General features: G+C 63.1%; 23 protein-coding genes. 15 read left to right on the forward strand and 8 right to left on the reverse strand.

Translation table 11 applies throughout. The features are described from left to right. Positions 1–836 (forward strand): alpha/beta hydrolase family protein (locus tag ATC00_RS18420; protein WP_234782353.1); only part of this gene is annotated, 836 nt, incomplete at its 5' end. Between the two features lie 9 nt (positions 837–845). Here ATC00_RS18420 and ATC00_RS18425 read toward each other — a convergent pair. Then, entirely contained in the window at positions 846–1,733 is an 888-nt protein-coding gene (locus tag ATC00_RS18425) for an SMP-30/gluconolactonase/LRE family protein (protein WP_064253879.1), read from the reverse strand. Between the two features lie 163 nt (positions 1,734–1,896). Here ATC00_RS18425 and ATC00_RS18430 point away from each other — a divergent pair, with 163 nt between their 5' ends. Continuing rightward, positions 1,897–2,853: a dihydrodipicolinate synthase family protein gene (locus ATC00_RS18430; protein ID WP_064253880.1), complete on the forward strand. Its 957-nt coding sequence runs from the start codon at positions 1,897–1,899 to the stop codon at positions 2,851–2,853. 79 nt (positions 2,854–2,932) lie between these two features. Here the strand turns inward: ATC00_RS18430 and ATC00_RS18435 are convergent, their stop codons facing one another. Beyond that, a complete protein-coding gene (locus tag ATC00_RS18435) occupies positions 2,933–3,655 on the reverse strand; it encodes a FadR/GntR family transcriptional regulator (RefSeq protein WP_064253881.1) in 723 nt (240 codons plus the stop codon). A gap of 77 nt (positions 3,656–3,732) precedes the next feature. On the opposite strand from ATC00_RS18435, the gene araD reads away from it, so the two are divergent. The 10 genes from araD to ATC00_RS18485 all read left to right on the forward strand — a co-directional run bounded on the left by araD (position 3,733) and on the right by ATC00_RS18485 (position 16,276). After that, a complete protein-coding gene (gene araD, locus ATC00_RS18440) occupies positions 3,733–5,457 on the forward strand; it encodes an L-arabinonate dehydratase (protein ID WP_064253882.1) in 1,725 nt (574 codons plus the stop codon). A 9-nt stretch (positions 5,458–5,466) separates the two neighbouring features. Continuing rightward, positions 5,467–6,258, forward strand: a complete 792-nt coding sequence (locus ATC00_RS18445; protein ID WP_082912416.1) for an NAD-dependent epimerase/dehydratase family protein — start codon at positions 5,467–5,469, stop codon at positions 6,256–6,258. A gap of 191 nt (positions 6,259–6,449) precedes the next feature. Then, positions 6,450–7,190: an SDR family NAD(P)-dependent oxidoreductase gene (locus ATC00_RS18450; protein ID WP_234782354.1), complete on the forward strand. Its 741-nt coding sequence runs from the start codon at positions 6,450–6,452 to the stop codon at positions 7,188–7,190. A 3-nt stretch (positions 7,191–7,193) separates the two neighbouring features. Then, the gene (locus ATC00_RS18455; protein WP_064253884.1) at positions 7,194–7,898 is read left to right on the forward strand and encodes a FadR/GntR family transcriptional regulator; all 705 of its coding nucleotides are present in this window, start codon (positions 7,194–7,196) and stop codon (positions 7,896–7,898) included. Between the two features lie 119 nt (positions 7,899–8,017). Continuing rightward, entirely contained in the window at positions 8,018–8,788 is a 771-nt protein-coding gene (locus ATC00_RS18460) for an SDR family NAD(P)-dependent oxidoreductase (protein ID WP_199275552.1), read from the forward strand. 33 nt (positions 8,789–8,821) lie between these two features. Beyond that, on the forward strand, positions 8,822–9,778 hold the full coding sequence (locus ATC00_RS18465) for an ABC transporter substrate-binding protein (protein WP_064253885.1): 957 nt from the start codon (positions 8,822–8,824) through the stop codon (positions 9,776–9,778). Positions 9,779–9,827: 49 nt separating this feature from the next. Further along, positions 9,828–11,810, forward strand: a complete 1,983-nt coding sequence (locus tag ATC00_RS18470; protein ID WP_064253954.1) for an ABC transporter permease — start codon at positions 9,828–9,830, stop codon at positions 11,808–11,810. Next, entirely contained in the window at positions 11,803–12,861 is a 1,059-nt protein-coding gene (locus tag ATC00_RS18475; protein WP_064253953.1) for a quaternary amine ABC transporter ATP-binding protein, read from the forward strand. The genes ATC00_RS18470 and ATC00_RS18475 overlap by 8 nt, the downstream gene beginning before the upstream one ends. Before the next feature lie 824 nt (positions 12,862–13,685). Further along, complete coding sequence (locus ATC00_RS18480) at positions 13,686–14,981, forward strand: MFS transporter (RefSeq protein ID WP_199275551.1); 1,296 nt, start codon at positions 13,686–13,688, stop codon at positions 14,979–14,981. A gap of 314 nt (positions 14,982–15,295) precedes the next feature. Continuing rightward, on the forward strand, positions 15,296–16,276 hold the full coding sequence (locus ATC00_RS18485) for a LysR substrate-binding domain-containing protein (RefSeq protein WP_064253886.1): 981 nt from the start codon (positions 15,296–15,298) through the stop codon (positions 16,274–16,276). 259 nt (positions 16,277–16,535) lie between these two features. Here the strand turns inward: ATC00_RS18485 and pqqE are convergent, their stop codons facing one another. The 6 genes from pqqE to ATC00_RS18515 all read right to left on the reverse strand — a co-directional run bounded on the left by pqqE (position 16,536) and on the right by ATC00_RS18515 (position 21,032). Continuing rightward, positions 16,536–17,657 carry a pyrroloquinoline quinone biosynthesis protein PqqE gene (pqqE, locus tag ATC00_RS18490; RefSeq protein WP_064253887.1) on the reverse strand — a complete coding sequence of 374 codons (1,122 nt, stop codon included), beginning with the start codon at positions 17,655–17,657 and terminating at the stop codon, positions 16,536–16,538. Continuing rightward, the gene (gene pqqD / locus ATC00_RS18495; RefSeq protein WP_037388106.1) at positions 17,654–17,950 is read right to left on the reverse strand and encodes a pyrroloquinoline quinone biosynthesis peptide chaperone PqqD; all 297 of its coding nucleotides are present in this window, start codon (positions 17,948–17,950) and stop codon (positions 17,654–17,656) included. The genes pqqE and pqqD overlap by 4 nt, the downstream gene beginning before the upstream one ends. Further along, positions 17,947–18,717: a pyrroloquinoline-quinone synthase PqqC gene (gene pqqC / locus ATC00_RS18500; protein WP_064253888.1), complete on the reverse strand. Its 771-nt coding sequence runs from the start codon at positions 18,715–18,717 to the stop codon at positions 17,947–17,949. The genes pqqD and pqqC overlap by 4 nt, the downstream gene beginning before the upstream one ends. Next, positions 18,714–19,625 (reverse strand): pyrroloquinoline quinone biosynthesis protein PqqB, encoded by a 912-nt coding sequence (gene pqqB, locus ATC00_RS18505; RefSeq protein ID WP_064253889.1) that lies wholly within the window; start codon positions 19,623–19,625, stop codon positions 18,714–18,716. The genes pqqC and pqqB overlap by 4 nt, the downstream gene beginning before the upstream one ends. 45 nt (positions 19,626–19,670) lie before the next feature. After that, positions 19,671–19,766 carry a pyrroloquinoline quinone precursor peptide PqqA gene (gene pqqA / locus ATC00_RS18510; RefSeq protein ID WP_026187092.1) on the reverse strand — a complete coding sequence of 32 codons (96 nt, stop codon included), beginning with the start codon at positions 19,764–19,766 and terminating at the stop codon, positions 19,671–19,673. A 324-nt stretch (positions 19,767–20,090) separates the two neighbouring features. Further along, positions 20,091–21,032, reverse strand: a complete 942-nt coding sequence (locus tag ATC00_RS18515; RefSeq protein ID WP_064253890.1) for a LysR family transcriptional regulator — start codon at positions 21,030–21,032, stop codon at positions 20,091–20,093. A gap of 102 nt (positions 21,033–21,134) precedes the next feature. On the opposite strand from ATC00_RS18515, the gene ATC00_RS18520 reads away from it, so the two are divergent. From ATC00_RS18520 to tkt, 3 genes are read left to right on the forward strand one after another with little or no spacing between them, the layout of a single operon-like run. After that, positions 21,135–22,187 (forward strand): class 1 fructose-bisphosphatase, encoded by a 1,053-nt coding sequence (locus tag ATC00_RS18520; RefSeq protein ID WP_064253891.1) that lies wholly within the window; start codon positions 21,135–21,137, stop codon positions 22,185–22,187. 10 nt (positions 22,188–22,197) lie between these two features. Then, positions 22,198–23,067, forward strand: a complete 870-nt coding sequence (locus ATC00_RS18525; RefSeq protein WP_064253892.1) for a phosphoribulokinase — start codon at positions 22,198–22,200, stop codon at positions 23,065–23,067. 10 nt (positions 23,068–23,077) lie between these two features. Continuing rightward, positions 23,078–25,138 carry a transketolase gene (gene tkt, locus ATC00_RS18530; RefSeq protein ID WP_064253893.1) on the forward strand — a complete coding sequence of 687 codons (2,061 nt, stop codon included), beginning with the start codon at positions 23,078–23,080 and terminating at the stop codon, positions 25,136–25,138. Positions 25,139–25,146: the final 8 nt, after the last annotated feature.

The raw sequence follows: 25,146 nt of genomic DNA on the forward strand, positions 1-25,146 counted from the left end.
GCGTCCCAAGAAACGATGTCAGCCGGCAAACAACCTTGCAAAACCGCAGAAAAACAGGCGTTTATGGATGGGCACTAGCTAAGGCCGGATTTATCGTCGCCGGTCCCAATCATCCCGGCACGACAAGCGGCGACTCCACCCCCGCCGACACGCCGAAGCTGTGGGAGCGCACACATGATCTGTCCGCCGTGATCGACAGGCTGACGACCGACCCGCATTGGAGCGGCGCCATTGACAAGGACCGCATCGGCGTTGTCGGCTTTTCGCTCGGAGGCGCCGCCGCCATGGAGATCACCGGCGCCCGGGCTAACCTCGAAGCCTACGCCCGCTACTGCGATTCCTACAAGAAGTGGGATTGCGCCTGGTATGCTGGTCGACGAGGCTACGTCGACGACAAACCGGTCGAGGTCGACAAGGTCGACTTGCGCAAGGTCGACCGGGTGCGCTTCGAACAATCGAACCTCGACCGGCGCATCAAATCCGCCGTCCTGGTCGACCCGGGTCTCGCGCAAGCCTATGACGCGCAAAGCCTGAACGAAATCGCCATCCCGATGAATTTCATCAATCTCGGCAGCGGCGGAACGATCCCCGCGGCGGTGATCGCCTCCGGGCTGGCAGCGCTGTCGCCCAATGGCTCTTACGCCACCATCGCCGGGGCCGACCATTTCAGCTTCCTGCCCGAGTGCAAGCAAGGTGCGGCCGCGCTGCTGAAGTCGTTCGGAGAGGTCGACCCGATTTGCGACGACGGCAACGGACGATCCCGCGCTGATGTCCATTCCGAGTTGATCAAGCTCGTACGGGAAGCGTTGTGGAGATCCCTCAAGGAGCGTTCGTGAGATCGAGCCTTAAAGCCGCCGATCATCGAAGCGATGGACCGGGGTTCCCGCCATCGGGCTGCGGGCGGCGAAAATGCCGCCCGCCCGGCTCTCCTTAAGCGTGCCGGCCGGGCGCAGGGAGGTGACGAAAAGCGTCTGGCGATCCGGGCCGGCGAAGCAGGGCATGGTGGGCGCGGGCACAGGAAAGGGATGCGCCTTGATCAGGCGGCCTTCCGGGGAAAAGCAATTGATGACGCCGGCCGAGACGCCAGCGCTCCAATAATTGCCCGCCACATCGGTCGCCGCGCCGTCCGGGCGTCCGCTCGCCTCGTCGAGATCCGCCAGCCGCTTGCGGCCGGAAAGTTCGCCGGTCGCCGGATCGAAGCGCCAGCGGTCGATCCAGGGACCGCGCGAATCGGAGTGGAACAGGACCGTGCCATCGGCGCTCCATGCAAGCCCGTTCGAGCAGACGATATTTTCTATCTTGCGCTCGACGGCGCCGGTGGGCGTCACGCGATAAAGCGAGGCGATCGGCCGCCGGTCGACAGCGACCTCATGCATGGTGCCGACCCAGAAGGCGCCGTCCGGCCCCACCTTGCTGTCGTTCAGGCGCGTGTCCGGCCTGTCCGCTTCGATCGCGGCGATCTGCCGGACGATCGCGCCGCTTTCCGGATCGAACAGCACGATCCGATCGCGCTGGGCCAGGACGAGACGACCGGACCATGCGAGCCCGAGGCTGCAGGCGCCGCCTTCCAAAGACCACTCGATGTGATCGGCCCCGGAAAGATCGGCGCGGTGAAGCGTGCCGCGACCGATATCGACGAAGAACAGGCAGTTCCGGCGGTCGTCATAGACCGGGCTCTCGGCCACGTCGCAGCGCAAGTCCATCATGCACTCAAATGTCAAGTCGAAAGACATGTTTTGCACCACACTCTGAGACCGGGCATTTTTCGGAACGCCATCCGATCCGACTATCTAAAGGAATTCATGAGATTTACCTCTCCCTCTTTTTCTTTAACATTGCTCTTGCCCCGGCTCAACTTGTAAATTAAACATACAGGAAACGGCCAGGGAGATTTCCATGAAAACGACGCCCGTCACTGACGCCGACCTCGGCGCTTCCGTCCTCTCGGTGCCGCCTCTGGCGCGCGACGCGCAGGGCGTGCCGAGCAAGGCGGAAAATCGCCGGCAGGTGGACTGGCTGCGCTCGGGCGGCGTGACGACATATCTCTATGGCGGCAACGCCAATCTCTATAATTTCGGCGTCATGGATTTCGGCCGGCTGCTCGACATGCTCGAGGAGATCGCGCCGGCCGACGGCTGGATGATTCCGTCGATCGGCGCCGATTTCGGCAAGGCGGCCGACCAGGCGGCCATCCTACGAGACCGCGCCTTTCCGACGGCCATGGTCCTGCCGCTCTCCTTTCCGGCAACGCCGGCAGGGCTGGCCTCCGGCTTCGCCAGGCTTGCCGAGATCGGCGGGCGGCCGCTGATCGCCTATATCAAGAATGACGGCTTCATGCAGGCTGCCGACGTCGCCCGCCTGTTCCGCGACGGCGCCATCACGGCGTTGAAATATGCGGTGGTGCGTCCGGAGCCGAAGAAGGATCCATATCTCGCCGACATCCTCGACGCCGTCGGCTCCGGCGAGCGCATCGTCAGCGGCATCGGCGAGCGGCCGGCGATCGACCACATGGAAATGGGCCTGGCGGCCTTCACCTCCGGCTCGGTCTGTGTCGCCCCGCATTTGTCGACGGCAATCCTGAAGGCCGGGCGCGAGGGTCGGTTCGCCGAGGCAAGGGCCATCCGCGAAACCTTCCTGCCACTCGAGGATCTCCGCGACGCCCATTCGCCGATCCGCGTCCTGCACGAGGCGGTGCGGCTTGCCGGTGTCTGCGAAACGGGACCGATCGGCGACTTCCTCACCAATCTCGACGGCGCCGAACGGCTCGATGCGATCGGCAAGGCGGCGCGTGAGCTGAAAGCCAGGAGCGAGGCGGCGGCCGAAGGCACGGCGCGGCGGGCGGCGGGCGCCTGACGAGCAACTGGCGATGGCGTCTGCCCCACCCCCCTCTGGCCTGCCGCACACGACCGATCACGGCAGCTGCCCGCCACCCCTAGAGATCGCCGTAGGACCCGGTGACGCGAGCGCGGGACTCGGTCAGATGATAGCGCATGTGGAGGCGCGCCAGGTCAGCGTTCTGGCTGGAGATGGCAATGAAAATCTTGCGATGCTCCTCGAGAACCCGCCGCCGCCTATCTTCCGAGCCCTGCCGCGTGAGACCGAGCGCCATGCGCATCGAACCGCTCATGATATCGCGCAGGTCCTGCAGCAACCGAGGGAAAAGCTCGTTTCCCGCCGCCGCGGCAACGGCGAGGTGGAAGGCGAAATCCTCCTCCCAGCCGGTCTCGCCGCGCTGAAATGCAGTCTCGAGCGCCGCAAGCGCCTCGCCGATCTGGTTCAACTGGGCTTTCGTTCTGCGCATCGCCGCCAAGCCGGCGGATTCGGTCTCGAGCGCCAGGCGCGGCTCGAAGGCCCTCAGATAGCTGGCGATCTCCGCCGAAGCGGCAAAATCCGTCAGCCTGTTGGAGGGCCGCGACTTGACGAAGGTACCGATCCCCTGGCGCGACACCACCAGCCCGTCCGCCTGCAGCCGCATCAGCGCCTCGCGGACGACCGGCCGGGAGACCTGGAAGTCGCTGCAGATACGCGCCTCGGAGGGCAGCTTCGCGCCCTCGATCAGTTGGCCGCTGGTGATCTGCTCGAGGATCTGGCCGTAAAGCACGTCGGCAAGGCGCTCGCGCCGCGCCGGTTTCAGTTTCAACGATACATCGTTCAAGTGCCTGGTCTCGCCTGTCATCTTTCTGGACAGGTCTAATTTAGCCGAGCGGATCGCGAATGCAAAGGAGGTCGCGGATGACCAAACGCAAACACCCAGAAGACCTTAGGAGCTTCCGCTGGTTCGGCGCCAAGGACCTGCGCTCCTTCGGGCATCGCTCGCGTCTCTACCAGATGGGTTACGACCAGCAGGAAATCGCCGCCAAGCCTGTCATCGCGATTATCAACACCTGGAGCGACATCAACCCCTGCCATGCGCATCTGCGCGCCCGCGCCGAGGAAGTAAGGCGCGGCGTCTGGCAGGCCGGCGGCTTCCCGGTCGAGCTGCCGGCCATGTCGCTCGCCGAGACCTATGTAAAGCCGACGACGATGCTCTACCGCAACTTCCTCGCCATGGAAGTGGAGGAGCTCATCCGTTCGCATCCGGTCGACGGCGTCGTGCTGCTTGCCGGCTGCGACAAGACCACGCCGGCGACGATCATGGGGGCGATCCAGGTCGACCTGCCGACGATCTTCGTGCCGGCCGGGCCGATGCTGCGCGGCAATTATCGCGGCCAGCACCTCGGCTCCGGCTCGGATGTCTGGAAATACTGGGCCGAGAAGGAGGCCGGCCAGATCACCGAGCCGCAATGGAACGAAATGGAGCGCGGCATCGCCCGCTCCTACGGCACCTGCATGACGATGGGAACCGCCTCGACCATGACGGCGCTCGCCGATACGCTCGGCCTCTGCCTTCCCGGAGCCTCCGCCATTCCCGCCTCGGATGCCGGCCATTCGCGCATGGCAGCACTTTCCGGGGCCCGCATCGTCGAAATGGTCTTCGAGGATCTGAAGCCCTCCGACATCCTGACCGCCAAGGCCTTCGAAAATGCGCTGGCGGTGCACATGGCGATGGCCGGCTCGACCAATGCGATGATCCACCTGATCGCCATGGCGCGGCGGTGTGGCGTCCAACTGACGCTCGAAGATTTCGACCGCATGTCGGCAAAGGTGCCGGTGCTCTGCAACATCCGCCCGACCGGCGCGTTCCTGATGGAGGACTTCTATTACGCGGGAGGGCTTCTGGCGCTCTGGAAGCGGCTGGAGCCGCTGCTGAACCTTCGGGAACGCAATGTCATCAGCACGCTCGGCGCGGCAATCGAGCATGCCGAGGTTCACCTGCCCGACGTGATCCGGCCGCTCGACAACCCGGTGGCCGGCCGCGGCGGCACAGCGATCCTCAAGGGCAATCTCGCGCCCGACGGCTGCGTGATGAAGCCGGCGGCCGCCAACCCGGAGTTGCTCAAGCACCGTGGCCCGGCGCTCGTCTTCGATGATTACGACGCCATGATGCGGGCGGTGAACGACGAGGACCTCGACGTCACCGCCGAGACGGTGATGATCCTGCGCAATGCAGGTCCGGTCGGCGGACCGGGCATGCCCGAATGGGGCATGCTGCCGATCCCGAAGAAACTTTTGAAACAGGGCGTGCGCGACATGGTCAGGATCTCCGATGCCCGCATGAGCGGCACCAGCTATGGCGCCTGCATCCTGCACGTGGCGCCGGAATCCTTTGTCGGCGGGCCGCTGGCGGCGGTTCGCAACGGCGACATGATCGCCCTCGACGTCGCCGAGCGGACGATCACGCTCGAGGTCGAGGCGGCCGAGATCGACCGCCGGCTCTCAGAATGGCAGCCGCCGGAGCGCGACTATTCGCGCGGCTATCTGAAAATGCATGCCGAAAACATCCAGCAGGCGCCGGAGGGCTGCGACTTCACCTTCTTGCAGTCGCCCCACAAGCTGCCTGAGCCAGAGATTCATTGAGGCATTCGGATGATCAAGCGACTTCTGGTAACGGGCGCCGGCGGCCGCCTCGGGCATCATCTGCGCGAGCCGCTGAAAGGATCGGCGGAGATCCTGCGCCTCTCGGACATCGTCGATATCTCTCCCGCCGCGCGGGGCGAGGAAGTGGTGCAATGCGACCTTGCCGACCGCGAGGCGGTCGACGCCCTGGCCAGCGACTGCGACATGATCCTGCATCTCGGCGCGATCTCGGGTGAAGCGAGCTTCGACGCGCTGCTTCAGGGGAATTTCCTCGGCACCTACAATCTCTACGAGGCGGCACGAAAGGCGGGCGTCAGGCGCATCCTCTTCGCGAGCACCAACCACGTGATCGGCTTCCACGCCGTCGGCGAAACGCTCGACCACAAATCGGAACGACGGCCGGACAGCCTCTACGGCGTCAGCAAATGTTTCGGCGAGGACCTTTCGCGGTTCTACTACGACAAGTTCGGCCTCGAAACAGCCTGCCTCCGGATCGGAAGTTGCTTCGAAGCTCCGAAGGACCGCCGCATGCTCTCCACCTGGCTCAGCCCCCGCGATTTTCTCTCGCTCGTCCGCAAGCTCATCGAGGTCCCGACGATCGGCCATCTGGTGCTCTACGGCGTCTCGGCAAACCGCGACGCCTGGTGGTCGAACGCCCACGCCGATTTTCTCGGTTGGAAGCCGCGGGACACAAGCGAGCCCTATCGCGAGGCGATCGAGCAGAGCGAAAAGCAGCCCGCCGAAGGCAGCCATTACCAGGGCGGCCGGCTGGCGGCTATAGGGATACTCGGCAAGCGGTGAAACCTGAGCTAGGCACCGGAGCCTGAACACCGGTTTGGACCCGTCGCTGCCATCTGCGGGTGAAGGCGATGAACGACTGGCGTTTGCGCTGAGCGCGAGCTCCAGGATGGCCGGATGCAGACGGAGCGAGCTGGACGGGCCCTCCATATTGGTCTATATTTTATACCATGAATCGACTTCCAAGAAGGTCAGTGCTCATTACCGGCGGCGCCAAGGGCGCTGGAGCGGCAAGCGCCACCCTGTTTGCAGAGGAAGGCGCGCGCGTCATGATCGCGGATCGTGACGCTGACGCGGCGGAGGAATTGACTGCAAGACTTGCCGCTCGCAATCTCGATGTGCGCTTCGTTCACGCGGATGTGTCGCGACCGGAAGATGCCGAGGCCGCCTACCAGGCTGCCCGTGACGCTTTCGGGCAAGTTGATATCCTGTTCAACCATGCCGGAATCATTATCGTCAAACCTTTCCTGGAGTGCACGCTCGAGGAATGGGACGAGCTGATGGACAACAATGCCAAATCGGCATTTCTGATGTGCCGCCTCGTGCTGCCCGAAATGCTCGAGCGCGGAAAGGGCGTGCTGATCTTCACCTCGACCACCGGAGTCCGTGCCGCTACTCACCTGGAGGCGCTTTATTGCGCGTCGAAATCGGCCATGCATCAACTGGCACGGGCGTTGGCGGTGGAGTATCGTGACCAGGGAATCAGGTCGAATCTGATCTGCCCCAGTTTCGTGCGCACCCATCATGGCGAACACGAGATAGAACAATTGCGCAGCTACGGCGTCTTTGCTTCGGAGAACGATGTGAATGCGATGCAGGGTCGAATCTGCGAACCCGAGGAGGTCGCCGAAGTCGCGCTGTTCCTTGCCTCCGACGCATCCAGCTTCGTCAATGGAGCGGAACTCTTCGTCGACAATACGTTCACGGCGGTTTGACCGGTGCTCTGGGGCCTGAGGCAAGTCGAACCCCAGGCGGCCCATGGGCTCGCCGTCGATCTGTTGCAGCGCCAGATCCATTCCGGTCTGCTGTTGCCGGCTGAGCGGCTGCCGGCCGAGCGGCAGTTATCCGACCGGTTCGGGATCAGCCGCGTGACCCTGAGGGAAGCGCTGCGGGTGCTGGAGACCAATCAATACATTACGGTTCGGAGAGGTGCCCAGGGCGGCGCCTTCGTGACCGACGAGGACCGGCTCAGCCAGCTTGCGCGACGCCGGATGGCTCGGGCCCCGGCGGCGACCATGCGTGTGGTCGAATTCCTGGCGGTGAACCAGTTGGCAGCGGCGCGCCTGGCCGCAGTTCGACGCGGCATGGCCGATCTCAAGCGCATGCGCCAGGCGACGGACATGATGCGGTCCGCCGTCAACGGGCCGCAGCGCAAGCAGGCCGAGGCGCTGTTCTTGCTCGCTCTCGGTAACGCCACGCAGAACCCCCTACTCTCGCGCGCCATCGAAGACGGACTCGCGGAGCTGTTCCTTCCCTTCGAGAGGGCGCCGGCAGACGGTGCCGCCTCGCTCGCGCTGAATTCTTTCGAGGACTTGCTCCACGGGCTGGAGGGCGAGGATGCAGCCGCTTCAGAGGCGGCAATGGCGGATCTGCACGTGATTCTGTGGGATACCGTCCGTCGAATTACCAGAAACGCTGCCTGATATTTTACCCGCACCTAAAACAACGCGCTTGACACGGAGCCTAATGGTATTAACCTCATACCAATGATCCATTGGGGAGGTTCCGGAGCATGATGTCCGCTATTGCAAAGAAGCTGGTTGTGGCGGGGCGACTGGAGGGCCGGACGGCGATCATCACCGGCGGCGCGAACGGAATCGGTCGCGCTGCGGCGCAACTGTTCGCAGAAGCGGGCGCCAGAGTTGCGATCCTTGATATCCAGGCGGCTGCAGGACGGCATGCTGCGGCTGAAATCGAGAAAGCCGGCGGCGAGGTCATGTTTCTTGAGACCGACGCGTCGGACACGGCGGCCGTGCGCGCCTCGCTCGATAACATCGTCAAGACCTGGGGCGCAGTCGATACGCTGTTCAGCCACGCAGGCACGATCATCGTCAAGCCGCTGCATGAAAGCACCGACGACGATTACGAGCGCCTCATGAACATCAACGTTCGGTCTTCCTTCGTCGTCTGTCGCGAAGTCGTTTCGCACATGCTCGAAAACGGCGGCGGTTCGATCGTCATCACCTCCTCGATCGGCGGCGAAAAGGGGTTCGGCCTCGAGAGCCTCTACTGCATGACCAAGGGCGCCGTTCTGCAGCTCGCCCGCTCCATTGCCATCGAGTACCGCGACAGGGGCATCCGCGCCAACGCCGTGTGTCCGGGTTTCGTGAAGACGGCCCATGGCCTGCGCGAAATCGATGAGCTCGACGGGCTTGGCCAGAAGTGGAACGAGGCGGATCTGCATAGCGTGCAGGGACGTCTCTGCGAGCCGGACGAAGTGGCCGCAGCGGCGCTGTGGCTGGCGTCAGACGAGGCGAGCTTCGTCAACGGATTGGCCCTCTATGTGGACAACGGCTGGTACGCCAAGGGCTGAAACTGCAGCACCAACAAAAAGAAGGGAACGGACATGAAACGAGTTATTGCATCCGCCATGCTGGCGCTCACGCTGGGCGCAGCGTCACCATCCATGGCCTTCGAGCCGGAATCTGACCAGCCGATCAAGTTGATGATCGCCGACTGGTCTTCGATGCTGATCGACACCGAGATTCTCAACATCATCCTGTCGACCTACGGCTACAACGTCGAGAAGGTGGTCGCCGACGACAGCGCCCGCTATCCCGGCTTCGAGTCGGGCGACCTGACGATCGCGCTGGAAACCTGGCAGACAACGCAGGACAAGGCCTTCACCGCCTCGGTTGCGACCGGCAAGGTGCTCGACATGGGCGAACTCGGTCCGCATGCGAAAGAGGACTGGTGGTATCCGGCTTATATGGAGGAGAAATGCCCCGGCCTGCCGGACTGGAAGGCGCTCAAGGATTGCGCCGCGGCCTTTGCTGCGCCGGAAACCGCGCCCAAAGGGCGCTATCTGAGCGGTCCCGTCAGCTGGGGTGGTCATGACGAAGAGAGAGTGAAAGCGCTGGACCTTCCCTTCGAAGTCGTCCACGCCGGTACCGATGCGGCGATGTTTGCGGAGCTTCAATCGGCTTACGAACGCAAGGCGCCGATCCTGCTGTGGATATACGAGCCGCACTGGGCGCCGACGGTCTATGCCGGTTCCTTCATCAAATTCCCTCCCTATGAGGCGGCCTGCTATAGCGATCCGTCCTGGGGCGAGAACAAGACGGCAGCTTACGACTGCGGCAAGCCGGAAGGCTGGATCAAGAAAATGGCCTGGGCCGAAGGCGAGAAGGTCTGGCCCTGCGCCTACGACATCGTGCGCAAGTTCACCATGGACGGCAAGGAAGTCGGCGAGCTGGTCTACGAAGTCGACGTCAAGGCACGCCCGGTCGAGGAGGTTGCCATGGAGTGGGCGAAGAAGAACGAAGCCAAGTGGCGGTCCTGGGCAGCCTGCGCGCAAAAGTGAGGATGGTGACGCGGGCCGGTTGAACCCGGCCCGCATGCCGGAGGACGAGATGGCAGATATCCTCGCACGGCCGGACGGCGTGGCAGCATGGAGGCGCAATTGGGCCCATGCGGTTCTGCCTCTTGCCATTCTTGCGGCAACACTCTTCATCCAGGGGCCTCTGGCGCATCTGCCCGACTGGGCAGTTGTGCCTCTGGCCGACTGGGTTGGCGGTGGGCTGAATTGGTTCGCACGCGAAGCGACCATCGGCGGTGTGAAAGTCGCCGACATCACCCGTGCGCTGGCGACGGCGGCCGAAATGCCGATCGATTGGCTGAAGGTGCTGCTCGCTGAAGGCTGGGTGACGGGTGCAGGGTTCAACAAGATGCACATCGCGCCGCCATTGAGCTGGCTCGGCGTGATCCTGGCGACTTCGCTTTTGGCGCTGCGCCTCTCCGGACGCGGCCTGGCGCTGCTGACTTTGTTGGCGGGCGCTTACCTTGTCTTCTTCGGTCTCTGGCTTTCGGCCATGACGACGCTCGCCTCCGTCGTGCTTTGCGTGATCACCGCACTTGCGCTGGGGCTTGCGATGGGCATCTGGGCCTATCGTTCGCCCGGCGCAGAAGCCGTATTGCGCGCGGTCATGAACATCATGCAGACCGTGCCCGTCTTTTCCTATCTTCTGCCAACGCTGCTGCTGTTCGGATACGGACCGAGTGCGGCGCTGTTTGCGACGGTGGTCTATGCACTGCCGCCGATGGTGCACGCGACGGTGCTGGCGTTGCGCTCGGTGCCGGCTGAAACGCTGGAACTCGCACGGATGACGGGCTGCAGCCGGGCGCAGACGCTCTTGAAAGTCGAGCTGCCGGTCGCGACGCCGCGCCTCGCCATCGGCTTGAACCAGGTGGTGATGATGACGCTGAACATGGTGATCATCGCTTCCATGATCGGTGCGGGCGGACTCGGCTACGACGTGCTGCGGGCGCTGCGTCGGCTTGATTTCGGAGCGGGCTTCGAGGCGGGCATGGGAATTGTCGCCCTCGCCGTCGTGCTTGACCGGCTGACGCAGGTCGCGGCGCACAATCAGTCGACCGGGCGTCGAGGGCTCTGGAAGCGACGCGACACGGCCATCGCCGTGCTGCTGCTGCTGGTGCCGACGGCCGCCAGTCTTGCGGTGCCTGCGTTCGCAACCTGGCCCGACGGATGGACGCTGACGACGGCGCCGTTCTGGAATGGTGCGGTGAGCTTCATCAACCAGAATTTCTATGGCCCGCTGGAGGCGATCCGCACCGCCACGCTGCTCGGCGTGATGAACCCGTTCCGTGATCTGCTTCTCGCCGCGCCCTGGAGCGCCGTCGTGCTCCTTGTGGCGCTGGCCGGCTACGCGCTGGGAGGTCTGCGCACCGCGTTCAGTGTCGCGCTGTTGATGCTCTTCATCGTGGTGACCGGCTATTGGGAAGCCGCAATGTCTTCGGTCTACCTCACGGTCCTGTCGGTCGCGCTCGCGCTGGCCATTGGCCTGCCCTTCGGGATCTGGGTCTCCGCGCATCCCAGGCTGCACCAGCCGGTGCAACTGGTCCTTGATACGCTGCAGACCCTGCCGACGCTGGTCTATCTCCTGCCGGCGGTCATGCTGTTCCGCAACGGCGATTTCTCGGCCCTGATTGCCATTGTATCCTATGCTATTGCGCCAGCTGTTCGTTACGGCATGGCGGGCATGGCGCACGTTCCTTCGGAGCGCATCGAAGCGGGAATCATGTCCGGCTGCACGCCATGGCAGACTTTTCGTTTCGTGCGCCTGCCCTCGTCCCTGCCGACGCTGATCCTCGGCATCAACCAGACGGTGATGATGGCGTTGTCGATGCTGGTCATTGCCGCCCTGGTGGGCACGCGCGAGCTCGGGCAGGAGGTCTATACCTCGCTCGCCCGCGGTGAAACAGGTCCTGGAATCGTCGCGGGCCTCTGTGTTGCCTGTATCGCGCTCGTCGCTGATGCATTGCTGAAATCCGGCGCCGCCCGCGCCGCCAGGCATGAAGGAGCTGTCCATGTCTGAAGCCCATCTTATCTCTCCAAGCAAGGCTGTAGAAGCCAGGCCCGTTGCGCTCGAAGCGAAGGGTGTCTGGAAAGTATTCGGGCACGGTGCCGGCGCTTTCGGCCAGCTTCCGGCCTCGGCGCGTACCCCCGAGGCGCTTGCTTCCGCCAAGCTTGTCGGCGCCGTGCAGGATGCGACCTTCCGGATCGGTCGCGGTGAAGTGTTCGTCATCATGGGGCTCTCCGGCTCGGGGAAATCCACGCTCCTTCGCTGTCTTACCCGCCTGATCGAGCCGACGGCAGGCGAAGTCCGCTATGATGGCGCGGATATTCTGAAGCTCGGTGACAAGCCGCTGGTCGAGCTTCGCCGCCGCCGCATGGGGATGGTGTTCCAGCATTTTGCGCTGTTGCCCAACCGAACGGTGCTCGGCAATGTCGCCTTCCCGCTCGAAGTTCAGGGAACGCCCCGGGCCGAGGCCGAGGCGCGCGCGCTGGAACTGATCGAAACCGTGGGCTTGAAGGGCCGGGAGGGCCGGTTTCCGGCGGAGCTCTCCGGCGGCCAACAGCAGCGGGTCGGCATTGCCCGATCGCTGACCACCAATCCGGAGTTTTGGTTCCTCGATGAGCCGTTTTCGGCGCTCGATCCGCTGATCCGCGCCGATCTTCAGGCCGAGGTGCTGCGGCTCCAAAAAACCCATACGCGCACGGTGGTCTTTGTGACCCACGACCTGGACGAAGCCATCCGCATCGCCGACCGGATCGCCATCATGGAGGGGGGGCGGATCGTTCAGATCGGCACGCCGGAAGAACTGGTGACCCGGCCGGCGACGGACTATGTCCGCCGCTTCGTTGCCAAGGTATCGCCGGCGCGGGTGGTGCGGGTATCCTCCCTGATGGGTCCCTTCGGAGGTGGAGGCGTTACGGCGGCGGTGAAGGCGGATGCCACGATTTCCGAGATCGCGCCAGAACTCGTCACCGCTACAGGGCCACTGGCCGTGGTCGATCCGGGCGGAAGACAAATCGGATCGCTCGACCGGCAGCGGGCGCTCGCAACGCTTGCTGCAGGCGCCTGATCCTTACGCATCGAAGCGAATTCCGTCTGGGCGCGTTCGATGACGCCGAAGGATGATCGTGTCCGCATGGCCTGCGATTCTCGCGGCGCCGAATTCCTCGCGAGACGGCGACTGTTTCCGATGCCCTCCTGATCCGGTAGAATGGCGACCCGCTGCCCCATGTAGCTCCTCGCCGCTTCCTCGGATTCGTCATCCTCGGCGTAATTCGACCCTCCCGATGACCGTCGGCCCCAGTGACGGTGGGGACATCCTTCGGTTGCGCACTCCCCGAAAGAACTCGACAGAATAAGGCGCGCCTTATGCCGCGCCCATGAAGATCCTCGTTTGCCGAACGCAACCCCGAATACGCACAATGCAGTGTGGTCGGACCTGCCATTGATCAGGAATTCCACCACTCGGGAGGAGCTTCAAATGATCGAACACCGCATAGCGGCGGGCTTCGCCATCAGCGTTGCACGCGCAACGCCAACCACAAAGCGCGGGAAGTACGCAGCACCGGCGCTGTGAGCCTCTTTACAGTCTCAATCCGATCCTCGCGATTGGTTGATTTGTCGCGGCAATGCTCGCAGCGGTGACAATAAACGACTGCGCCGTCACGCGGGTTCGTCCGGAGACTTCCCGAAATGCCGTCGAGCCGTTTGGAAGGAGCCTCGTAACGACCACGGGGCCGGCCAGTGCGACATCCCGCCTCCCGAATACAAGCCGCAGAAACAGGAAAATGTGCATCGTCAGCAATGGAGGAGATCATGCTACTAGAGAGGGAAGCGGCCGCTTCAGGCCCAGCCGTCGGGGAGGAGACATCCGCGGCGTTCAAAAGACGCTTCATGATGAGGATGATCGCCGTCCTTACCGGCGGCATGCTTCTGGACGGCTATATCCTCGGGATCGTCGGCCCGGTGTCCGGCGAAATGGCCGCCGATCTGGGCGTTTCGGCGTTCTGGGAGGGCCTGATCGCCGCGGGCGCGCTGTTCGGCATCCTGATCGGCTCGCCGCTTGGGGGCTGGGCCGCCGACAAATGGGGCCGCAAGCCGCTGTTCATGCTGGACATGGGCCTGTTCGTGGTCTCTTCCGTCATGCAGTTGTTCGTCGGCTTCATGCAGTTCTTCATCGACTCACCCATGCAGCTGTTCGTGGTTCGCCTGTTGATGGGTGTTGCGATCGGCGCCGAATATTCTGTCGGCTGGCCACTGATGTCTGAATTCGCCCCTGCCCGGCTGCGTGGACGGCTCATGGGCCTGACCATCATCGCCTGGTACGCCGGCTTCATGATCGCCTTCGTCGTCGGCCACGTGCTGACCGAGTGGACTGACCTCGGCTGGCGGGCCATCCTCGGCACAAGCACCTTGATCGCGGCGGCCTTGTTCATCGCCCGGCTCGGCATGCCCGAGTCGCCGCGCTGGCTGTGGAACCAGGGCCGGAGGAGCGAAGCCCGCGCCGTCGCTTACCGGTATCTGGAGAGCAGCACCGACATGGCCGACCTGGAGCACGAAGACACCTGCAAGGGCAGCTTCGGCATGCTGTTCTCGCCGCGGTACTGGCGGGCCACGCTGTTCGTGTCGATGTTCTGGTTCTGCGCCGTCACCCCCTACTTCGCGATCGCCACCTTCGCCGACAGCGTGTTGAAGCAATACGGCCTCGGTGGTGGGCTCGCCGGCGGGGTCGGGCTCTCCGCCGTCGCCTTGGCTGGCGTTGTGGTCACGGTCCTGTTGATCGACAAGGTCGGCCGCCGCGTCCTGACCGTACAGCCGCAGTGGCTCGCCACCGTGCTCCTCGCGATCATCGGCCTCTGGGCCGACGCGCCGCCGGTGGTCGTGCTCGCCTTGTTCCTCGCCTTCTCCTTCGTCAACGCGGGGTACAATGTGTTGACCAGCATCTACCCGGGCGAGGTCTTCCCGACCGAGATCCGCGGGGTTGGGACGGGCTTCGCGGCCGCCGTCAGCCGGGTCGGCGCCGGCCTCGGCACATTCCTGCTGCCGTGGTCCATGACCAATCTCGGCGCCTCGGCGTCCATGCTGATCGCCGCCGGGATCGCGGCCCTCGGAGCCGCCTTGTCACAATGGCTGGCCCCCGAAACCAAAGGCAAGAGCCTCAGCGAAACGGCCGCCGGGTATTCCCACTAATGCGCGTCGCGTGCATTAGCCGGGCGGATTTAATCAAAACCGTATAAATCCGGGGTTGAACGAATCCGCTACCCCCCGCACTCCTGCGAGTGCCTTCTGTCTGAGAGAAACGGTGCCGGACCTCACTCTCAGACAGGAGGGTTCAGAAGGCCGAGATTAGCCACCTGCACTTGCATGATGAATGGCCCTGATCGTCTGGCCCGATGCGGCGCAAGCGGTCAGTTGCGCCTCTGGAAGAATCACATTGTGGTTCGAGTGTTACAGCGCCATTTGTGCGACTGTGTAATCGATGTTCCCTTAGGCGATGATGTTGGATGCTGCTCAAACGCCGTTATCTTCCCTCCCTCGGTTCATTCGCCACGTTCGAAGTCGCGGCGAAGCATTTGAGCTTTACGCTCGCCGAGAACGAACTCAACGTGACGCAGGCTGCCATCAGCCAGCAGATCCGCGGCCTCGAGAAATCGCTGGGTGTTACCTTGTTCATCCGCAAGCACAACAGCCTCGAGCTGACGCTTGATGGCCAGCGGCTCTTAACCGCCGTCAGTGGTGGGCTGGATATAATCTGCGACGCGATCAACGATATCAATGCTCCGTCTGACCCTCCGCTCATCACCTGTTCGGGCACCAACGCGGCGATCGCCTGCTGGCTGAAACCCCTCGTGGACAGGTTCCGTTCCGAACGGCCCGACGTCAGGTTCGTTCTTCTGGCCTCGGACGAGGACGACACATTGAGGAATTTCGACGAGGTCGATCTTTCCGTGATTTGTGGCAACGAACGCTGCGAGGTGGGGGAAAGTCTCTATTATCTCTTCTCAGAAATCGTCCAGCCGGTATGCAGCCGCGATTATCTCAATCAGCACGGCCCGTTTCCGGATGCCCAAAGCCTGGTACAGGCGGATCTGTTGGACCTGCATCGGAAGCATTGGACCGCAGATGCCATCGGCTGGCACCCAATCACCTGGGACGATTGGTTCCGGGCGAGCGGTCTCGACCTGCCGCACCTGTCGCCCAGCATGATCAGCAACAATTACCCGCTTCTTGTGAACGCGGCAGTCAGAGGAGAAGGGATCGTTCTGGGATGGCACCACCTCGTCAGATCGCTGATGGACGACGGCGCACTCTGTGCTTTGTTCGATGCGCCCCTTCACGTGGATCGCGGATACTATATGAAGGTGAATCAGGCATCTCTGGACAAACCGCATGTCCAGGAGTTCAAGGATTTCGTCCTCACGGGTCTGGCCGCTTCGGAACAGGAACGCAAGCCTCACGGAGCCGCAACTGGAGACGGCCCGTGAGCTGGCTTTGCCCGCGGCATCCTACATGGACCCAGTCTATCCATCGACTTGGAATTATGGAGCGAGACCGCGGCGCCGCATCTCAAGTCAGCTTTGACATGGCGCCGGTACATATCAGCAGCACATTCAGGCTGCCCGGGACTGCAGATACCGCCGAAAGCGGCCTTTGTCCCTGACTAATCCTACGGTGCCGGCGACGAGATTAAAATCCTCGGGTTCGAATCTTCAATTCGGTGGATATCCCGGACTTGAGTGAACTTCACCGGCCACGGTAGATCAGAGCGGCCGATGACTCTGCCGACAGCTGGTCCGCTTTGCGCGTCAGGCGCTCGCGCAGCGGCGATCGGATACAAACCGGATCCGTCGCGCTCGAATCTCCGGCAAGCGCCATCGCCTGGCAGCGGCAGCCGCCGAAATCGATCGTCTTGCGCTCGCAGGCCCGGCAGAGCTCCGGCATCCAGTCTTCACCGCGATAGGCGTTGAAGGCCTCGCTCTCGTACCAGATCTTCGCGAGCGAGCCCGCGCGGACGGTGTCGAAAGACAGGCTCGGGATCGTTTCGGCCGCATGGCACGGAAGCACGCGGCCTGACGGCGTGACGTTCAGGCCGACCCGTCCCCAGCCGCCCATGCACGCCTTCGGGTAAGTGGAGTGATAATCGGCCGGCACATAGTCGATCACCAGTATCCCCTGATATTTTTCGCGCGCCTCTGCCACGGTTTGCGAGGCACGGTCAGCCTGTTCGCGCGTCGGCAGCAACGCCCCCTTGTTGCGCTCGGCCCAGCCGTGAAATTGCACGGTTGCGACTTCGATACGACGCGCCTTCAGCCGGATCGCCAGCTCGATCATTTCGTCGAGCTCACCCATGTTCTGCCGGTGGCAGACGGCATTGACGGTCAGCGGAATCCCGGCATCCGCAACCCAGCCGGCAACGGCGATCTTCCGCTCGTAGCTGCCTCCATATCCGCTGATCCGGTCGGCGCTTTCGGGGGAAACGCCCTGGATGGAGAGCTGGATGTGATCAAGCCCCGCATCGGCCAGGCCCTCGATCCTGGCTGCCGTCAACCCAACACCCGACGTGATCAGGTTGGTATAAAGGCCGAGCGAAGCGGCCGCCTGCGTCAACTCGACCAAATCCCGCCGCGCCGCCGGCTCCCCGCCCGACAGGTGCAGATGCAGGACACCAAGATCGGCGGCCTGCTCGAAGACGCCGATCCATTCCTTGGTCGAAAGCTCCTCTTTCGCCGGCATCAAGGCGATCGGATTGGAGCAATAGGGACAGGCGAGCGGACAGCGATGGGTCAGTTCCGCGAGCATCGCCATCGGCGGCGGTACACGCGAATCCCTGCCCGTATCGGCAGCCAAGGTGAGGGTCTCCGTCATTCGATGACCTCCAGCATGCGGCGAATGGAAAGCTCCTGGACGAAAGCCATGACGTCGGCGGCGATCTCGCCGACCGGCGCTTCGAACGTTTCGGCAAAGTCGGCAGCGATCTGGTCGAGGCTCCGATTGCCATCAAGGGCACCGACAATTGCGACAGCGATGTCGTCCAACGCCATGGCGCGTTCCGGCGCCAGCAGGACCGTTCGACCGCGAACCGAATCCTCGCGCAGCCGGACCCCACGTGCCAGTTTGACGACGCTTGAGCCGGAAATCACGGGCGCTTCGACGGTCATTCCGCGGCCTCCCTCGCGACCGGTTCACGGACTACCCCCTCCCGGCCGTCCCAGGCTCCAGGTGGAACACGCCCGGGGGTCACATAGGCTGAATAAAGCGCATCAAGCTGGGACCACAGGACATCCGTCTTGAAGGTGAGCGCCGCGGCGCCGGCATCCTGCTTTTCTCTCGTGTCGGCGTGATCGAGGACGTAGGCGAGACCGAATTCGACATCGCTCGGCGCCTCGTTCAGCCTCTGGCGGAAGTAGGCAAGCGCCGCCTCGTCGGCGAACGTATAGTGCTCCAGAAGCCCGGCAATGCGTTCCGAATGAATTTTCGGCGCAAAAAGTTCGGTAAGAGAGGATGCGACGGCCTCGAGGAGCGGCCTCTCACGCACGAACGCCACGTAGGCGTCCACGGCAAAGCGGGTCGAAGGCAGAACGCCGCGTGTCGAGGCGACGTAGTCGGGATCGAGCCCGACGGCCTCGGCAAGGCGCAGCCAGCGGCGGATGCCGCCGCCCTCCTCGGTGCCGCCGTCATGGTCTTCGATCCGCGAGCGCCAGGCCCGGCGCAGGTCGGGATCGTCGCAGCGCGACAGGAAGGCGGCGTCCTTCATCGGGATCCGGCTCTGGTAATAGTAGCGGTTGATCACCCAGGCGCGGACCTGCGAGATCGTACAGCGGCCGCCATGGAGCATCGCATGAAAGGGATGCTTGTCGTGATAGCGCTCCTTGCCGATTTCCAGAAGCCTGGCATGAAAAGCTTGCTTGTCGGTTGCCGTCATCACAGCCGGATCTCCATGCCGTCGAAGCCGACTTCGAAGCCGCGGCCTTCGACGCACTCGCGCTCGGCTCCGGCCCGCCAGATCGGGTTCGTGTTGTTGATGTGCACATAGATCTTTCGCCGGATGCCGAGGGCGCCCAGCGTAACGAGGCTGCCGCCTTTGCCATCAATCGGCATGTGTCCCATGCGCCGGCCCGTTTTGTGTCCCGTGCCGCTGGCGATCATTTCGTCATCGGTAAAGAGGGTGCCGTCGAAGAACAAGGCGTCGGCACCTCTGAGGCGCGTGCCAAGGGCGTCGCTCAGCATGCCACACCCAGGAACATAGAAAACGCGCTTGGAGCCGACGCGCAGCTCTATTCCGACAGTGTTCTCGCTCTCGACGTCAAGCTCCGGTTCGCCGTTTTCGAGAAAGAGCGGAACCTTGCCCGGGACCGCGAAGAGACGCGCCTCGAGTCCCTGAAGCGGGGCGAACGGCTCGTCGATCGCGACGCTCCTCCGTGAAACCAGTTCGGGATCGAGAACGGCGAAGACGGGATTGTCGGCAAGGATCTGGCTGACGGCGGCGGTGGTGAAAACGGCCAAGGCCTGTTTTTCCCGTAACACGAGAAGGCCCGAGAGATGATCAATGTCACCATTGGTCAGCACTACGCTTTTGATGGGTGAGTGGCGCAGTCGGCGCGGTTGCAGGGGGCGATTGTCCTGGATTTGCTGGCGAATGTCCGGGGAGGCATTGAAGACAGCCCAGGCCTCCCCATCGAGACTGACCGCAAGCGACGATTGGGTCTGCGGCCGGAGCGAGGAGTCCGGGTCCCGTGCCATTGCACAGTTCAGACAACCGCAATTCCATTGCGGGAGACCGCCGCCGGCGGCGGCCCCCAGAACGATGACACGAAGTTCGGGCTTTTCGTTCACCGGGATACCTAATGAGTTGTGAGCCGAACGTCGCGCGGTTGAGCCTTAGAAGAGGATCGGTTCGTCCCCGTCCGCGGGCGCATAGCGGGTGATTTCCATAGCGCAGCTAACTTCGATGAATTTTGGTTTATGCCAGGACATGTCTCCTCCATTTGTCCAAAATGAGTGTGCCGCCCTGTGTTGCCGGCGCATCGCAACCAGGCCGAACACGAAACCAAGCTTTGCTATCAGAGCGTCGCCTGGGTGATTAGCCGGAGCAGCCTGTCGCCGTGCCGGCATACCCGGCCTCGCCATTGCCGGGTTCTCGCAAAAACCTTCTCCCGCAGACGGTCCTGAAGGCGCCGTTTGTGCGCGAGTCCTTCTTCCGCCAGGGTGAATGGTATCAACCGTCCTGGGGCCTCACAATTAAGACCAAGGTGGCGGTCGACAGCGATTTTCCGCGTTGGAGCCGGAACGGTGTCCGGCTCAACGGAACGCGTTGAGGGGATAAGGCTTGCTCACCACCGGCAGATATCGCGCCCCGGACGCAAGTACGAACTGCTCGAAGGAGTGCATCGCCGGGGTCGCGACCCGGTCCGAGCGCGATACGGTGAACCATTGCCGGCGGATCGGCGTGTCGACCACGTCGAGAATGACCAGTCGACCGAGCTTCACCTCCTGCTCGATGGTATGGGCCGAGATGAAAGCGATCCCCAGGCCGGCGATAACTGCCTGCTTGATGGTCTCGTTCGAAGCGATCTCGGTGCCGAGCTCCTCCAACTTGTGCGGCGTGTCGCTCAGGAAGATCTCGAGCGAGATACGGGTCCCCGAGCCCTTTTCCCGCACCAGGAACTGTTCCTGCGCAATCCGTTCCCGCGAAATTTCCAGCCTGCCCGCAAGCGAATGCCCGGCGGGAGCAATGAAAACCAGCGGATGATCGCCGAACACCTGTGCGCGCACCTCGAAGTCGCGAGGCGGCCGCCCCATCAACGCGATATCGATTTCGTGGTCCCGCAATTTGCCGATAATTTCGGCGCGGTTGCCGATGAAGAGGTTGATCTCGATCGACGGAACCTGGTCGCGAAAGGCGGCAATCAGCTGCGGCGCGAAATATTTCCCGGTCGACACGACGCCGAGACGCAGACGGCCGGTTCGCAGCCCTTTGATGGCACCGATCGAATCCTCGAGACCGGCGAGGCTGTCCTCCACCGCGCGCGCCGCCTCGAGAAAGGCAAGACCGTAGGCGGTCGGGACCATGCCGCCCCGCGTGCGGTCGAACAGGGGGACATCGGCGTCCCGTTCGAGTTGCTGAATCTGCAAGGTGAGCGCTGGTCCGGTCAGCCCCAGCGCCTCGGCAGCCAGGTTGATCTTTCCCAGACGGCAAACGGCTTCGACCGTGCGAAGTTGGCGAATGGTCACGTTGCGCATCCCAAAGAATAAGAAAATCTAACTGCGAAAGTCAAATGAATAAATTTTACAAACCACACCTTTGAGCCATTCTTGCCTGGACATCGTGTTGGAGGAGACGTCATGTCCGGCGCAACTCTCGAAGCTCATCTCGCTTCATACGCGGCTCACGGCGAGGACATCGCCCAAGACGTCGCTGCAATCGTGCAGAGGCTGGCGAAAGCCGCCCTTGATGTCCGCAAGATCGTCAGCCAGGGGGCGCTCGGCACTGCCTTAGGTGGAGTGCGGGATGGCGGCCTCAATGCGGACGGGGACCTTCAGAAGGATCTTGATCTCCTCTCCGACGACCTGTTCCTGTCGTGCCTGCAGGGCGCGCCGGTCGCCTGCTACGCCTCGGAAGAACTGGAAAATCCTGTCCTGCTCGATCCGAGTGCCCGCCTCGCGGTTGCCATCGATCCGCTCGACGGATCGTCGAATATCGACACCAACATCTCCATCGGCACGATCTTCTCTGTGCTTCCCGCCGCCAAGGGGCCGGAAGTGAACCCCTCCCAGTCCTTTCTGCAACCCGGAAACCGGCAGCTGGCGGCGGGCTTTTTCCTCTACGGAGCGCAAACCGCGCTGGTGCTCTCGCTCGGCAAGGGAACGGAGATCTTCGTCTTCTCCAGCCGGCTCGGCTGCTTCGTCGCGGCCTACAAATCGATCAGCATCCCGGACCGCACGAGCGAATTCGCCATCAACATGTCGAACTATCGACACTGGGAGGAAGCGATCCGCCTCTATGTCGACGACTGCCTGGCGGGTTCGGATGGTCCGCGCGAGCGAGAATTCAACATGCGATGGATCGCTTCGCTTGTCGCCGAGACCTATCGGATACTGGTCCGCGGCGGAATCTTCCTTTACCCCAGCGACGGCCGGAGAGGCTATCATCAGGGGCGGTTGCGGCTGGTCTACGAGGCCAATCCGATCGCCTTCATAATCGAGAACGCTGGCGGCTCGGCCACGACTTGCCTTACCCGCATCCTCGATCTCGTCCCGGACAATCTGCACCAGCGCGTACCGCTGGCTTTCGGTTCGCGTCGCGAGGTAGCGCGCGTCGCCCGCTATCACGTCGACCCCAACATGATTGGCGAACGCGCACCGCTCTTCGGCAAGCGCGGCCTGTTCCGCGCCTGAGGAGATCTCGATGTCAGCCAAGCACCCGATCATCTCCATCACCGGCTCGTCCGGCGCCGGCACCACGACCGTCAAGGACACGTTCGAGAAGATCTTCAAGCGCGAGAAAATCGCGGCGTCTTTCATCGAGGGCGACGCTTTCCATCGCTACGACCGCGAAACCATGCGCCGCAAGATAGCGGAGGAAAAAGCCCGTGGCGTCGACTTCACACATTTCTCGGCCGACGCGAACGAACTGGAAATCCTGGAACGTGTCTTTGCGGAGTACGGCAGGCGCGGCGTCGGACGCACCCGTCACTACGTGCATGACGACTCGGAGGCCGAAAAATACGGCGCTGCGCCCGGCACTTTCACGGAGTGGGAGGAATTCAGCGGAAGCGATCTCCTATTCTACGAGGGACTGCATGGCTGCGCCGTCACGGACATCGTCAATCTCGCCCAGCATTGCGATCTCAAGATCGGTGTCGTTCCGGTGATCAACCTCGAATGGATCCAGAAGATCCATCGCGACAAGGCGACGCGCGGCTACTCCACCGAGGCCGTGACCGACACGATCCTGCGGCGCATGCCCGACTATGTGAACTACATTTGTCCGCAGTTCTCGCAGACGGATATCAATTTCCAGCGCGTGCCGATCGTCGACACGTCCAATCCCTTCATCGCCCGCTGGATCCCGACGGCGGCCGAGTCCATCCTGGTCATCCGCTTCGCCAAGCCGCAAAGCATCGATTTCCCCTACCTGCTGTCGATGCTCAATAACAGCTTCATGTCGCGCGCCAATTCCATCGTGGTGCCGGGCGACAAGCTCGATCTCGCCATGCAGCTGATCTTCACCCCGCTCATCCACAAGCTGCTCGAGCGCAAACACCGCATGTCGTGAGGAGAACACCATGAATGTTTCGCAGCAGATCGAAACCCCAACTGTCGCATCGGAGCGCAACATGGCAGATGCCATCCGGTTTCTCGCCATGGATGCGGTTCAGAAGGCCAATTCCGGCCACCCCGGCATGCCGATGGGCATGGCCGACGCGGTAACCGTCCTCTTCAACCGCTTTATCAGGATCGACCCGTCGCTCCCCGACTGGCCGGATCGCGACCGTTTCGTGCTATCGGCCGGCCATGGCTCGATGCTGCTTTATGCGATCCACCACCTGATGGGCTTCGCCGACATGCCCATGGCCGAGCTATCGGCCTTCCGTCAACTCTGTTCGAAAACCGCCGGCCATCCGGAATACGGCCACGCCCTCGGCATCGAGACCACCACCGGTCCGCTCGGCCAGGGGATCGCAACCGCCATCGGCATGGCAATTGCCGAACAGATGATGACCGCGCGCTTTTCAAGCTCGCTCTGCAATCATTTCACCTATGTCGTCGCTGGCGACGGCTGCCTGCAGGAGGGCATCAGCCACGAAGCGATCGACCTTGCCGGGCACCTTAAGCTGCGCAAGCTCGTCGTACTCTGGGACGACAACCGGATCTCGATCGACGGCTCCACCGATCTTTCCACCTCGATGAACCAGCTTGCGCGTTTCCGCGCAGCTGGTTGGGATGCGCAAGCCGTCGATGGTCACGATCCTGAGGCCGTGGCTAAGGCGATCGAGCGGGCGCGTCGCACCCGCAAGCCGTCGCTGATTGCCTGCCGCACCCGGATCGGCAAGGGTGCTGCCAGCATGGAAGGCTCGCACAAGACCCATGGCGCGGCGCTCGGCGACAAGGAAATCGCGGCCACCCGCGAAACGCTCGGCTGGCCGCATCCGCCCTTCTTCGTGCCGCCCGAGATCAAGTCTGCCTGGGAAAGGGTGGCGCTGCGAGGCCGCATGACCCGCGAGTCATGGGAAATCCGTCTTGACGCCTCGCGCTCGAAGAAGCGCTACGAACAGACCGTCGGACGACAGCTGGACGCCGAGTTCGCCCCACTGCTGGCCAAATTCCGGGCCGCGCACCGCGCAAGATCCACGAAGGTCGCAACGCGGCAGGCCTCGCAGATGGCGCTTGAGGTCATCAATGGAACGACGGCCTTGACGATCGGTGGCTCGGCCGATCTCACCGGATCCAACTTGACGATGACGTCGCAGACCCAAGCCATCCAGCCCGGCAATTTCAACGGCCGCTACCTGCATTACGGTATCCGTGAGCACGCCATGGCGGCGGCCATGAACGGCATAGCCTTGCATGGTGGTTTCATTCCATATGGCGGCACTTTTCTGGTCTTCTCCGACTATGCGCGTGGTGCGATGCGTCTGTCGGCGCTGATGGGCCTTCCGGTCATATATGTTTTGACGCATGATTCCATCGGCCTCGGCGAGGACGGGCCGACCCATCAGCCGGTCGAGCATCTCGCCATGCTGCGCGCCACGCCGAACCTCAACGTCTTCAGGCCCGCCGACATCATCGAGACCGCAGAATGCTGGGAGATCGCGCTCGGCGAAAGGAGCAGGCCGAGCGTCCTTGCGCTTTCGCGGCAGGCCTTGCCGATGCTGCGCCGGACGGACGGGGAGGAGAATCTGTCGTCGCTCGGTGCCTATGTCCTGATGGAGGCGCAGGGCCCCCGCGACCTCACGCTCCTTGCCACCGGATCCGAGGTCGAGATCGCCGTTGCCGCGGCTGAACGCTTGCAGGTGGAGGAAGGCATCGAAGCGGCGGTGGTTTCGATGCCATGCTGGGAGAAATTCGAGGTCCAGGACCCGTCCTATCAAACGCAGGTGCTAGGAGACGCCCCACGCATTGCCATAGAGGCGGCCGGGCGCCTCGGATGGGATCGGTGGATGGGACCGGATGGCACCTTCGTCGGCATGACCGGCTTCGGCGCGTCGGCGCCGGCGGCAGACCTCTACCGGCATTTCGGCATCACCGCCGACCGTGTCGTTGCCGAAGCACTGAAGCTTCTCCGCAAACCATTACCGGAAAAGCCGCTTACCAGGCCCCCGTACCGGTCCGCAAACGGCGCATAACGTCGTCA

Source organism: Sinorhizobium americanum (assembly GCF_001651855.1).
Lineage (GTDB): Bacteria > Pseudomonadota > Alphaproteobacteria > Rhizobiales > Rhizobiaceae > Sinorhizobium > Sinorhizobium americanum.

What these genes read in the sequence shown, in the direction of transcription:
- pqqE (WP_064253887.1), bottom strand. Translation starts at nt 17,657, where the DNA reads ATGACGGAGACCCTCACCTTGGCTGCCGATACGGGCAGGGATTCGCGT.
- ATC00_RS18445 (WP_082912416.1), top strand. Translation starts at nt 5,467, where the DNA reads ATGATCAAGCGACTTCTGGTAACGGGCGCCGGCGGCCGCCTCGGGCAT.
- ATC00_RS18430 (WP_064253880.1), top strand. Translation starts at nt 1,897, where the DNA reads ATGAAAACGACGCCCGTCACTGACGCCGACCTCGGCGCTTCCGTCCTC.
- tkt (WP_064253893.1), top strand. Translation starts at nt 23,078, where the DNA reads ATGAATGTTTCGCAGCAGATCGAAACCCCAACTGTCGCATCGGAGCGC.
- pqqD (WP_037388106.1), bottom strand. Translation starts at nt 17,950, where the DNA reads ATGACCGTCGAAGCGCCCGTGATTTCCGGCTCAAGCGTCGTCAAACTG.
- araD (WP_064253882.1), top strand. Translation starts at nt 3,733, where the DNA reads ATGACCAAACGCAAACACCCAGAAGACCTTAGGAGCTTCCGCTGGTTC.
- ATC00_RS18520 (WP_064253891.1), top strand. Translation starts at nt 21,135, where the DNA reads ATGTCCGGCGCAACTCTCGAAGCTCATCTCGCTTCATACGCGGCTCAC.
- ATC00_RS18470 (WP_064253954.1), top strand. Translation starts at nt 9,828, where the DNA reads ATGGCAGATATCCTCGCACGGCCGGACGGCGTGGCAGCATGGAGGCGC.
- ATC00_RS18480 (WP_199275551.1), top strand. Translation starts at nt 13,686, where the DNA reads ATGATGAGGATGATCGCCGTCCTTACCGGCGGCATGCTTCTGGACGGC.
- ATC00_RS18485 (WP_064253886.1), top strand. Translation starts at nt 15,296, where the DNA reads ATGCTGCTCAAACGCCGTTATCTTCCCTCCCTCGGTTCATTCGCCACG.
- ATC00_RS18465 (WP_064253885.1), top strand. Translation starts at nt 8,822, where the DNA reads ATGAAACGAGTTATTGCATCCGCCATGCTGGCGCTCACGCTGGGCGCA.
- ATC00_RS18515 (WP_064253890.1), bottom strand. Translation starts at nt 21,032, where the DNA reads ATGCGCAACGTGACCATTCGCCAACTTCGCACGGTCGAAGCCGTTTGC.
- ATC00_RS18525 (WP_064253892.1), top strand. Translation starts at nt 22,198, where the DNA reads ATGTCAGCCAAGCACCCGATCATCTCCATCACCGGCTCGTCCGGCGCC.
- pqqA (WP_026187092.1), bottom strand. Translation starts at nt 19,766, where the DNA reads ATGTCCTGGCATAAACCAAAATTCATCGAAGTTAGCTGCGCTATGGAA.
- ATC00_RS18475 (WP_064253953.1), top strand. Translation starts at nt 11,803, where the DNA reads ATGTCTGAAGCCCATCTTATCTCTCCAAGCAAGGCTGTAGAAGCCAGG.
- ATC00_RS18425 (WP_064253879.1), bottom strand. Translation starts at nt 1,733, where the DNA reads ATGTCTTTCGACTTGACATTTGAGTGCATGATGGACTTGCGCTGCGAC.